General features: G+C 70.9%; 10 protein-coding genes. 9 read left to right on the top strand and 1 reads right to left on the bottom strand.

Annotated features, from left to right (window positions below):
- Positions 1–41: 41 nt before the first annotated feature.
- From CKO43_RS17785 to CKO43_RS17745, 9 genes are all read left to right on the top strand, one after another.
- Positions 42–2,279 carry a dehydrogenase gene (locus tag CKO43_RS17785; protein WP_200379417.1) on the top strand — a complete coding sequence of 746 codons (2,238 nt, stop codon included), beginning with the start codon at positions 42–44 and terminating at the stop codon, positions 2,277–2,279.
- Between the two features lie 398 nt (positions 2,280–2,677).
- Positions 2,678–3,433, top strand: coding sequence for an endonuclease/exonuclease/phosphatase family protein (locus CKO43_RS17780; protein ID WP_200225905.1), 756 nt, complete (start codon positions 2,678–2,680; stop codon positions 3,431–3,433).
- Positions 3,430–4,689 carry a cardiolipin synthase ClsB gene (clsB, locus tag CKO43_RS17775; RefSeq protein WP_200379416.1) on the top strand — a complete coding sequence of 420 codons (1,260 nt, stop codon included), beginning with the start codon at positions 3,430–3,432 and terminating at the stop codon, positions 4,687–4,689. Before CKO43_RS17780 ends, clsB begins: the two co-directional genes overlap by 4 nt.
- Before the next feature lie 7 nt (positions 4,690–4,696).
- Positions 4,697–5,653 carry a lysylphosphatidylglycerol synthase domain-containing protein gene (locus tag CKO43_RS17770; RefSeq protein WP_200379415.1) on the top strand — a complete coding sequence of 319 codons (957 nt, stop codon included), beginning with the start codon at positions 4,697–4,699 and terminating at the stop codon, positions 5,651–5,653.
- A 249-nt stretch (positions 5,654–5,902) separates the two neighbouring features.
- Positions 5,903–6,901 carry a cytochrome-c peroxidase gene (locus CKO43_RS17765; RefSeq protein ID WP_200225897.1) on the top strand — a complete coding sequence of 333 codons (999 nt, stop codon included), beginning with the start codon at positions 5,903–5,905 and terminating at the stop codon, positions 6,899–6,901.
- Positions 6,902–7,052: 151 nt separating this feature from the next.
- Positions 7,053–8,390 carry an NfeD family protein gene (locus tag CKO43_RS17760; RefSeq protein ID WP_200379414.1) on the top strand — a complete coding sequence of 446 codons (1,338 nt, stop codon included), beginning with the start codon at positions 7,053–7,055 and terminating at the stop codon, positions 8,388–8,390.
- A 46-nt stretch (positions 8,391–8,436) separates the two neighbouring features.
- A complete protein-coding gene (locus tag CKO43_RS17755) occupies positions 8,437–9,198 on the top strand; it encodes a slipin family protein (RefSeq protein ID WP_200225893.1) in 762 nt (253 codons plus the stop codon).
- A complete protein-coding gene (locus CKO43_RS17750) occupies positions 9,198–9,587 on the top strand; it encodes a hypothetical protein (protein ID WP_200379413.1) in 390 nt (129 codons plus the stop codon). The genes CKO43_RS17755 and CKO43_RS17750 overlap by 1 nt, the downstream gene beginning before the upstream one ends.
- Before the next feature lie 113 nt (positions 9,588–9,700).
- Positions 9,701–10,246, top strand: a complete 546-nt coding sequence (locus tag CKO43_RS17745) for a hypothetical protein (protein ID WP_200379412.1) — start codon at positions 9,701–9,703, stop codon at positions 10,244–10,246.
- A 24-nt stretch (positions 10,247–10,270) separates the two neighbouring features.
- Here CKO43_RS17745 and CKO43_RS17740 read toward each other — a convergent pair whose 3' ends face one another.
- Positions 10,271–10,483, bottom strand: coding sequence for a hypothetical protein (locus CKO43_RS17740; RefSeq protein ID WP_200379411.1), 213 nt, complete (start codon positions 10,481–10,483; stop codon positions 10,271–10,273).
- Positions 10,484–11,387 lie beyond the last annotated feature (904 nt).

The raw sequence follows: 11,387 nt of genomic DNA, 5'->3' as shown, positions 1-11,387 counted from the left end.
CCACCATGCCTGCGCCGGATCCACTCTGGCGCGAAAACCGTATGAAGAGCGTGATCGGCATCAGCCTGGGCGCTAGCGCCCAGGACTTCGAGTTCCGCACCACCGTGCTCGGCCAGCCGCTGCGCGTGCGCCGCATCGGCACCGAAGGCGACGAAGCCGTCGCCGCCCGGCGCCTGGCCTACTGGGACCGGCGCGCCGCCGCGATCGGCATCGGCGCCGGGCCCGACGCCCGCAGCGTCGGCGCCAGCATCGGCGGCTCGCGTCTGGCCGCCACGCTCAAACACGCACCCTGGACCAGCGGCGAGCGCCTGGCCGAAATCTACCTGGAATGGGCGCTGCGCCACGTGCAGGCCGACGGCCGCTACTTCGACAACGCGCTGGTGCTGTTCCTGTCGGGCATCGCCAACCGCAAGCTCGCGGCGGCGATGGCCGAGTACACGCCCAACCTGTTCTTCGCCGACCCGCTGCTGCAGCTGGGCGTGCCCAAGCTGCTGACCTCGCTGGACGCGCTGTCGCTGTACGCCACCGGTTCGCACTACGTCGCCGACTGGATGCCCAAGCGCCTGCCGAGCACGGCGCTGCTGGAGCGCTGGAACGACCACGTGCTGCGCCAGGCGATGAAGAAGGCCAGCGTCGTCGTCGCGCCGGTGCACGAACTCGACCGTTTCGGCACCGACGAACTCGCCGGCAAGACCATCGTCACCGCCACCGTCAACGACGCCCGCCTCGCGGCCTTCCGCGACAAGGGCGTGGCGATGATCGTCGACGCCTCGCCGGTGGTGCAGGGCCACGTGCTCGGCCACGAACTGCTGGACGCGATGATCCTCGCCGCCACCGGCAAGGCGCCGGGCTCGCTCTACGACGACGACTACCTCGAGCTGATCCAGACCCTGGACGCGCGGCCGCGCATCCTCTATCCCAACGGCTACCAGCGCAAGAACCGCTTCGCCTTCGTCATCCACCCGCTGTCGCAGGAGTACTTCAAGAAGGTCAAGCCGATCGAGATGCTGTCCAAGGTCTCGCCGCCGCTGCTGATGGACTCGCTGGAAAAGGCGATGGCCTACGCACCGCCCTTCGTCTACTCGAAGATCGAGGGCATCAAGTCGCCGACCGGCGTCGAAGCCGAAGGCTGGCTGATCTCGGTCGGCGGCACGCCGCGCGAGATCATGAGCCACCCGCCCGAGTTCACCTACCGCCGGCTGCTGGCCGCCGCCGAGATGGCGCGCAAGCTCGGCGCCCAGATCATGGGCCTGGGCGCGTTCACCAAGGTCGTTGGCGACGCCGGCGCGACGGTGGCGCGGCGTGCGCCGCTGCCGATCACCACCGGCAACAGCTACAGCGCCTCGGGTGCGCTGTGGGCGGCGCACGACGCGCTGCTGCGGCTCAAGCTGGTCGAGCCGCCGCAGGGCCACGAACGCGTGAAGTTCAAGGCCATGGTGGTCGGCGCCACCGGCGCGATCGGCTCGGTCTGCGCGCGGCTGCTGGTGCGCGCCGCCGAGCAGGTGACGCTGGTCTCGCCCGAGACCGCCAAGCTGCTGGCGCTGCAGGAGTCGATCCTGAGCGAGACGCCCGACGCGAAGATCGTGCTCTGCGCCAAGGCCGACACGCATGTCGCCGAGATGGACATGATCGTCACCGCCACCTCGGGCGCGGGCAAGAAGGTGCTGGACATCATGAAGGTCAAGCCCGGCTGCGTGATCACCGACGTCGCCCGGCCGCTGGACCTGTCGCCCGAAGACGTCGCCAAACGCCCCGACGTGCTCGTCATCGAGTCCGGCGAGATCCAGCTGCCCGGCGAGGTGAAGATGAAACACATCGGCCTGCCGCCGGGTGTCGCCTACGCCTGCCTGGCCGAGACCATCGTGCTCGCGCTCGAAGGCCGTTTCGAGAACTTCACCGTCGGCCGCGCGATCGAGTGGGAGAAGGTGCGCGAGATCTACAAGCTGGGCCTGAAACACGGCATGAAGCTGGCGGCGATCTCGGGTGTCAACGGCGTCATCACCGAGCGCGACATCGCGCGGGTGCGCCGGCTGGCGCTGGCGGCACGCAAGCGCATGGCCGAAGAATCACCCCGGACGGCACCTGCGGCGACAAGACGCGCAGCACCGGCTGCAGCGGCCGAGACCCCGCCGCCGGCAGCGCCCGCCCGCAAGGCCAAGGCCGTGCCGCGACCGAAACGCGCCGAGCCGGCTGCGGCGCCGGCGAAGGCCAAGGTCGACCGCCTGGGCCGGCGCAGCAACGGCGCCGGCCGCCGACCGCGCCCCGTGCCCGCGGCCTGATCCGCAACGTGCCGGGCGCCAGGCGGCGCCTCGTGCGCCGCAGCGACTGGCCCCTGCGCCCGGCGCGCGGGTGGTGGCAGGCACCCCGTTTGCCGTCGCGCTGGAATTCCCCGCTTTGCGAACGGATTTTCCGGTGTGCCCTTCCCGACTCCCGCTGTCGTGGACGCTTTGCGGCCTGGCTGCAGGCCGTCCACGCGCCGCGTCGCGCCCACGCCTCCTGCGCCTGAGCATGCGGCCCGTGCCGCCACGGGTGCCGGCGCTGCGCCACGCGCGGCTGCCGGCACGCTGACCGGCAGCGCTTCGCGGCCGGCGCCGTCAGCGCCGGCGGGCGTCTTCCTACACGGCACGGACCCTGCCCCTGCGGACACTTGCTGGCCCGTCCCCAGCCGTCGCCGCCGATGAAGAGCCCGCCGTCCATCCGTGTCCTGACCGTGAACACCCACAAGGGCTTCACCGCGCTCAACCGCCGCTTCGTGCTGCACGAACTGCGCGACGCGGTGCGTGCCGTCGACGCCGACCTCGTCTTCCTGCAGGAGGTGCAGGGCAGCCACCGCCACCACGGCGAGCGCGTGGCGCACTGGCCGCAGGCACCGCACTACGAGTTCATCGCCGACCAGCTGTGGCCGCAGTTCGCCTACGGCCGCAACGCCGTCTATCCGCACGGCGACCACGGCAACGCGCTGCTGTCCAAGTACCCGATCGTCGCCCACACCAACCACGACGTCTCGGTGCACGGCCACGAGGCACGCGGCCTGCTGCACTGCACGCTGCGCCTGCCGGCCGGCGGCGAGCAGGTGCACGCCGTCTGCGTGCACCTGGGTTTGTCAGAAGCACACCGGCGCCGCCAGCTCGAGCTGCTGTGCAAGCTGGTGCGACGCGACGTGCCCGACGACGCGCCGCTGGTCGTCGCCGGCGACTTCAACGACTGGCGCGACAAAGCCAACCCGGTGCTCGAACGCGGCCTCGGGCTGCGCGAGGTCTTCGTGCACGCCCACGGCCACTCGGCGCGCACCTTCCCCGCGCGCTTCCCGATGTTCCGGCTGGACCGCATCTACGTGCGCAACGCGCGCAGCCACCGGCCGCTGCCGCTGCCGCACCGGCCCTGGGCGCACCTGTCGGACCACGCGCCGCTGGCGGCGGAGATCGGGCTGTGAGCCGGCGCCCGCGCTGGACGGCGGGCAACGCCGTGCGCCTGCTGGAGAACGGCGAGGCTTTCTTCCCCGCCGTCTTCGAGGCGATCCGCGACGCGCGCCACGAGGTGCTGCTCGAGACCTTCATCCTGTTCGAGGACAAGGTGGGCCTGGCGCTGCACGCGGCGCTGCTCGAAGCCGCCGCGCGCGGCGTGCAGATCGACGTGATGGTCGACGGCTTCGGCTCGCCCGACCTGTCGAGCGAGTTCACCGGCTCGCTGCTGGCCGCCGGCGTGCGCCTGCGCAGCTTCGACCCGAGCTGGCGCCTGTTCGGCCGGCGCTTCAACGTGCTGCGCCGCATGCACCGCAAGATCGTCGTCGTCGACGGCGAGACGGCTTTCGTCGGCGGCATCAACTACTCGGCCGACCACCTCGCCGACTACGGCCCCGAGGCCAAGCAGGACTACTCGGTGATGCTGCGCGGGCCCGTCGTCCAGACGATCCGCGAGTTCGCGCTGGCGGCGATACGCGGCGGCGCACGCGGCGAGCCGCCGCTGCCGCGGCCGGTGTTCGCAACGCCCGCAGCCGAGGGCCCGGTGCAGGCGATGCTGGTGACGCGCGACAACATCGAGCACCGCAGCGACATCGAGCGCCAGTACCGCGCCGCGCTGCGCTCGGCGCGGCACAGCGTGATCATCGCCAACGCCTATTTCTTCCCCGGCTGGCGTTTCCTGAAAGAGCTGCGCCGCGCCGCGCGCCGCGGCGTCGACGTGCGCCTGGTGCTGCAGGGCACGCCCGACATGCCGATCGTGAAGACCGCTGCCGGCCTGCTCTACGACCACCTGCTGCGCGGCGGCGTCAAGATCCACGAATACTGCGACCGGCCGATGCACGGCAAGGTGGCGGTGATCGACGACGACTGGGCCACCGTCGGTTCGAGCAACCTGGACCCGCTGTCGCTGTCGCTGAACCTCGAGGCCAACGTGATCCTGCGCGACCGCGGCTTCGTCGCCGAACTGCGCGCGCGGCTGCAGCACCTGATCCGCCACAGCTGCCAGGAGGTGCAGCCGGAACCGGCACCGCGCTGGCAGCTGTGGATGCGCATGCGCAGCTACTTCGTGCTGCGTTTCGCGCAGCGTTTCCCGCTCTGGGCGCGGGTGCTGCCGACACACGCGCCGCGGCTCGAACTGGTCGAGCCGCCGCCGACCCCGGCGCCGGCCCCGCCAGCGGCCGCCGAAGCCGACGGCGGCGGCAACGCCCAGCGCGTGAGCGCAGGCTGACACGGCGATGGCGCGCCCGGCCGCCGTTTCGCAACCGGGCCGCGCGCGGGCGTGGTGGCCGACGCTGCGGCGCTGGCTGGGCATTGCCTTCGTCGTCGTCGTCGCGCTGCTCGTCGCCAAGGTCGCGCGCCAGATGGACTGGGGTGCGGCGCTGGACGCGGTGCAGCGCTACGACGCGGCGACGCTGGGCCTGGCCGCGGCGCTGGCCGTCGCCAGCCACGCGATCTATTCCACCTACGACCTGATCGGCCGCCATCTCACCGGCCACGGGCTGCCGCCGGCGCGTGTCGCCGCGGTCGGCTTCATCTCCTACGCCTTCAACCTGAACCTGGGCTCGCTGATCGGCGGCGTCGCTTTTCGCTACAAGATGTACGCCAAGCTCGGCCTGTCGCCCGGAGTCGTCACCCGGGTGCTGGGCTACAGCCTGCTGACCAACTGGCTGGGTTACCTCGCGCTCGGCGGCACGCTGCTGCTGGCGCGGCCGCCGGCGCTGCCGCCGGACTGGGAGATCGGCCGCGTCGGCCTGCGCCTGCTGGGTGCAGCGATGCTCGCCGCCGCGCTGGCCTACGTCGCGCTATGCGCCTTCGCGCGCCGGCGCGAGTGGCGGCTGCGCGGCCACGAGATCGTGCTGCCCTCGCTGCGTGTGGCGCTGCTGCAGCTGGCGGTCTCCTGCATCAGCTGGGCGCTGATCGCCGGCATCTGCCACGTGCTGCTCGGCCGCCAGCTGCCCTACACCGACGTGCTCACCGCCTTGCTGATGGCGGCGATCGCCGGCGTCGTCACGCACCTGCCCGCGGGGCTGGGCGTGATCGAGGCGGTGTTCGTCGCGCTGCTCGGCGCCCGCCTGGGCCAGGGCCCGGTGCTGGCGGCGCTGCTGGCCTACCGCGCGCTCTACTACCTGGCGCCGCTGGCGCTGGCCACCGCGCTGTACTTCGCCCTCGAGGCCCGGGGCCGGCGCAGCTGATCCCGGGCGCCGCCGCGTGCCCGAGCGTTTCACTCCGGCAGTTGCCGCACGGCCACAGCCGCAGCCGCTGCCCGCCTGGGACCGTCAACTTGTGTTTTGGCTGTTTCGTGCGAAGTTGAGGCGTGTCAGATCGTGACGCACAGAGCCCGCTTGGAATGCATCCGTGCTCTGGACTGATTCCAGATCGCCCGGTGCCAGCAGAGCCGTCCAGGCCGCACCGGCAGAACCTGGACGGACAGAGGAATTGCAATGCGTATTCGTTGGGCACCGGTCGCCCTGGCCGCCGCCAGCGTCTTGGCCGTGGGTGCGGCCGTCGCACAGAGCCAGGAGCCGATCCAGCCGATCGTGCCGCCGCAGCAGATCAATCTCGGCATGGTCGAACTCGGCAAGAAGCTCTATTTCGACCCGCGGCTCTCGAAGTCGGGGTTCATCTCCTGCAACTCGTGCCACAACCTGTCGATGGGTGGCACGGACAACATCAAGAGCTCGATCGGCGACAAGTGGCAGCAAGGCCCGATCAACGCGCCGACGGTGTTGAACTCCAGCCTCAACGTCGCGCAGTTCTGGGACGGCCGTGCGGCCGACCTGAAGGCGCAGGCCGGCGGCCCGATCGCCAACCCGGGCGAGATGGGCTTCAGCCACACGCTGGCCATCGGCATGCTGGAGTCGATCCCGGCCTATCTGCGTGAGTTCAAGCAGGTCTTCGGCAAGGACAGGATCGACATCGACCAGGTGACGCTGGCGATCGCCGAGTTCGAGAAGACGCTGGTGACGCCGAACTCGCGCTTCGACCAGTGGCTGCTCGGCAAGACCGACGCGCTCGCCGCCAACGAACTCGCCGGCTACAAGCTGTTCAAGGAAAGCGGCTGCGTCGGCTGCCACAACGGCCCGGCCGTCGGCGGCAACTCGTTCCAGAAGATGGGCGTGGTCGCGCCGTACAAGGCCAGCAGCCCGGCCGAGGGCCGCTCTGCGGTGACCGGCAAGGACGCCGACCGCTTCAACTTCAAGGTGCCGACGCTGCGCAACGTCGAGATGACCTATCCGTACTTCCACGACGGTGCGGCCAACACGCTGACCGAAGCGGTCGACACGATGGGCCGGCTGCAGCTGGGCAAGAAGTTCACGCCCGACGAGAACGCGAAGATCGTCGCGTTCCTGAAGACGCTGACCGGCGACCAACCCAGCTTCGCGCTGCCTATCCTGCCGCCGTCGAGCGACAAGACGCCGCGTCCGAACCCCTTCAAGTAAGACCCGGCAGCCGCCGCACGGCCTGCCGCAGGCCCCGACGCCCAGGCGTTCGGGGCCTTTTTCATGGCCGCGGCGCCGACGCGTACTGGCCGGCAGGCGCGTGCCTTGCCGGCGGCGGAGTTTCCCGCCGCCCGCCACCGAGCCGCCGCCGATGCGACATGCCCTGCCGCCCGCGTTCACTGCCGCCGTCTTCGCGCTGCTGCTCGTGTTCACGGCGCTCGCCGGCGTCGCACAGCCGGCGCGCACGGCCGTCGTGCTGACGCTGGACGGCGCGGTCGGCCCTGCCAGCGCCGACCACCTGCGCCGCGGTCTGGCGGCGGCGCAGCGCGACGGCGCGACGCTGGTGGTGCTGCAGATCGACACCCCGGGCGGCCTGGACAGTTCGATGCGCGAGATCGTGCGCGCGATCACCGCCTCGCCGCTGCCGGTGCTGGCCTGGGTCGGCCCGGCCGGCGCACGTGCGGCCAGTGCCGGCACCTTCATCGTCTACGCCAGCCACCTGGCGGCGATGGCGCCGGGCACCAACCTGGGCGCGGCGACGCCGGTGGCGCTGGCCGGCCCCGGCCCGGACGTGCGCCGTGCGGCCTCAGCGCCGGAGCCGTCGGCGGCGAAAGCGACGAACGACGCGGTCGCCTACCTGCGTTCGCTCGCCGAGCTTCGTGGCCGCAATGCCGACTGGGCCGAACGTGCGGTGCGCGACGCCGCCAGCCTGCCCGCGGCCGCGGCGCTGAAGGCCGGCGTCGTCGAGATCGTCGCCGACTCGGTGCCGGCGCTGCTGGCCCAGGCCGACGGGCGCACGGTGCGGCTGGCCGCCGGCGAGTTGCGGCTGCAGAGCGCCGGCCTGGCCGTCGAGCGCCGCGACGCCGACTGGCGCACGCGGGCGCTGAACGTCATCACCAACCCGAATCTGGCGCTGATCCTGATGGCCATCGGCGTCTACGGCCTGCTGTTCGAGTTCATGAGCCCGGGCGCGGTGCTGCCCGGCGTCGTCGGTGCGATCTGCCTGCTGCTCGGGCTGTACGCGCTGTCGACGCTGCCGATCAGCAGCGCCGGCGCGGCGCTGCTGGTGCTGGGCCTGACGCTGATGGTGGCCGAGGCCTTCGCGCCGTCCTTCGGCGTGCTCGGGCTGGGCGGTGCCGTCGCCTTCGTCTTCGGCGCGACGCTGCTGATCGACACCGACGCGCCGCAGTGGGACGTCTCGCTGCCGCTGGTGGCCGGCCTGGCACTGGCCAGCGCGGCCGCCGCGGTCGTCGTCGTGCGGGCGGCGCTGAAGGTCAGGCGGCTGCGCCCGCACAGCGGCGCGCAGGCCATGCTCGACGCTACAGCGCGTGTGCTCGACTGGGCCGGCGCCGACGGCCACGTGCTGGTGCACGGCGAACGCTGGCACGCCGTGGCCGACGCCACGCTCACCCCCGGCGACACGGTGCGCGTGCGCGCCGTCGACGGCCTGACGCTGCGCGTGGCGCGCAACGCCGCGCCGTCCAGCTGAACCACCGGCGCCGCAGGGCGCCGCCACCCCGAGACCGGAGACCGAGATGTCGACGCTGTTCCTGCTGGGCCCGCTGCTGATCCTCATCGTCGCGGTGCTCGCGATGTCGGTGCGCATCCTGCGCGAGTACGAACGCGGGGTCGTGTTCACGCTCGGGCGCTTCACCGGCGTCAAGGGGCCGGGGCTGATCCTGCTGCTGCCGGTGATCCAGCAGATGGTGCGCGTGGACCAGCGCACCCAGGTGCTGGACGTGCCGGGCCAGGACGTGATCTCGCGCGACAACGTTTCGGTGCGGGTGAGCGCGGTGATCTACTTCCGCGTCGTCGGCCCCGAGCCGTCGGTGATCCAGGTCGAGAACTACCGCCAGGCGACCAGCGAGCTGGCGCAGACCACGCTGCGTTCGGTGCTGGGCCGCCACGAACTCGACGCGATGCTGTCCGAACGCGACAAGCTCAACGCCGACATCCAGGGCATCCTCGACGCCCAGACCGAGGCCTGGGGCGTGAAGGTCGCCAACGTCGAGCTGAAACACATCGACCTGGGCGAGAACATGGTGCGCGTGATGGCGCGCCAGGCCGAGGCCGAACGCGAGCGCCGCGCCAAGGTCATCAACGCCGAAGGCGAGGAGCAGGCCGCACGCAAGCTGCTCGAGGCGGCGCAGGTGCTGGCCGCGCAGCCCGAGGCGATGCAGCTGCGCTACCTGAGCACGCTGGCGACGATAGGCGCGCAGAACAGCTCGACCATCGTCTTCCCCTTCCCGACCGACCTGGCCTCGTTGCTGCGCAGCGCGGTGCCGCCGGCACGCTGATGCCCTGGCTCAAGCTGCTGCACCTGGCCGCCATCGTCGTCTGGGGCGGCGCGCTGCTGTACCTGGTGCTGGCGCTGGCGAGCCGCGGCGAGCCGCCGCGCCGGCCGCTGCTGCGGGCGCTGTTCACCAGCGTGGCGACACCCGCGGCGCTGGTCGCGATCGGCTCCGGCACCGCGGTGTTCCTGTTCATGGGCCCGCATGCCGGCTGGCTGGTCGTCAAGCTGGCACTGGTGGCGCTGCTGGTGCTCGGGCACGCGCTTGCCGGGCTGCTGGTGCTGCGGGTCGAACGCAGCGGTGTCGCCGCCGTCGCCGCCGGCCGCGCGCTGCTCGCGTGGACGCTGCTGTGGCTGGCGGCGATCACCTGGCTGGTGCTGGCCAAGCCGGCCTGAAGGCTCTCACCGGATGTCGCCGCCCGCCCACCTCCGGCCTGCGTCACGGCCCGGTGTGCACGCCCACGGTCTTCTCGTAGACCAGCCGGCCACCGAGGTAGGCGGCAAGCGCGATGAAGGCGGCGGTCAGCAGCGTCAGCGCAAAACCCCAGGGCAGGTTCGCCCCGGCGGCGTCGCCGACGAGGCGCAGCGCCCCGTTCAGCTACGACGACCGGCTGCGCGGCGTCCACGGCACCCGCGAGGTCCTGCTGATGAACGCCGACGACATGCACGAGCGCGGCATCGAAGAAGGTCACCGCCTGGTGCTGGCCAGCGCCGCTGGCGACGGCATCTCGCGCGAAGTGACAGGCCTGCGTGCGACCCCGGTACGAACTGCCGCGCGGCTGCTGTGCGGGCTACTTCCGGAATGCAACGCGGTGATCCCGTTGGCGCAGCATGCGCAGCAAAGCCACGTGCCGGCAGCCAAGTCGGTCCCGGTGCGGGTGAGGCGGGACGTGGGTGACTTCAGCTTCGGCGCCGAGCCCCTGGGCGCTGACGAATCGCGCGCCAGAAACGACGAAGCCCGCTTTGGGCGGGCTTCGTTGGGTGCCAGGCACCGATGTTCGGTGGTTGCGGGGGGCTGCAACCGTTCCTGGAGGCGCGCACGCGCGTCTGGCTGATCCGCCGCCGCGCCTGAGCCTGAACTACTTCTCATCGGTTGGCGGCGCCATGAAGTCCGCCGAACTGACGGAGCGGCCGCTCGGCCGCCTGATCTCCAGCGTCCCCTCGATCTTCACGGCGCCAGGGTATTTCGCGGCCTCGGCCTCGGTCATCAACCAGCGCGACCGGACCATGCGGCCGGGTGGCGTCTCGCTCTGGATCCACCAGCGCCACTGGTTCAGCTCTTCCTCGGGCATGCCGCCAGGGTAGCGCACGGGTCCGAGGCCGACGGCGACCCCACCATCCCCCCATCGCGCGGCGCCCATCAGGGCGAGGCGCCCAGGCGCCATAGCGCTCGACCATGGCTGAGCGGGGGCAGTGGCAGCTGCAGCGGGCCGGCCGCACGTCGACATCGACGGCGCGATCGCCCCCGCACCAGCGCCCTACACCGGAAAGCTGGCGCCTTCGCGGCCGTCTGCCGGCGACTTTCCACTTTCAGCGCACCGCCGGGCGATCACCAGGTGAGGTGCGTCCCCCGAGGGGCCTCGTAGCGAGGTCTCGCAAGTGGGTGCGAGCACGCCGCGCCTTTCGCTCGTTCGCAGCACCCGGACAGGCCCAGGCACGCCATGAAGCCGGCGTTTTCTGCGGTACGGGTGGGGGTCGGGAAAGGCATAACCTCCCTAATCGGCCAGCATCACAGCGGATGAAAGCGCTTTGACGACAAGCACTTAGCCCATACTGTTGAGATATAACATTTAACTAACATACTCATAACATCGTTATATCCTCAATCAATCACCAGCAGCCTAGAAAAACTCCTTTTAGAACAACAACTTAGCGTCAGGTTATGTTTCCGATTAGGTCGGATTAGGCACCCAACATAATCAATAAAACAACGAAGAATCAACGACTTAGGAACCTCGAACGGAAGCCGTGAGGGCGGTTAGGTCGTTCCCGAGGTCCACCCTGGATCGCTTCGAGGCCTGGAGACGGCGCGCCCTCGCTGATCGGGAGGGCACGAGGCCCCAGCGACGTGCGGATGCCGTCGTTTCCCGTCGCCGCTGCGGGCTGTGCATCCGCATCTAAGTGCCCGCCGCCATACTTTTTTTCGCGCTTCGTCGGCGTCGTCGAAAGGCACACACGAAGCGGGCGGGCGGGGCG

It is taken from the genome of Rubrivivax gelatinosus, assembly GCF_016583785.1.
GTDB lineage: Bacteria > Pseudomonadota > Gammaproteobacteria > Burkholderiales > Burkholderiaceae_C > Rubrivivax > Rubrivivax gelatinosus_B.
Note: the sequence above shows the minus strand (reverse complement) of the source record. Positions and strands in the feature narration are given on the sequence as shown.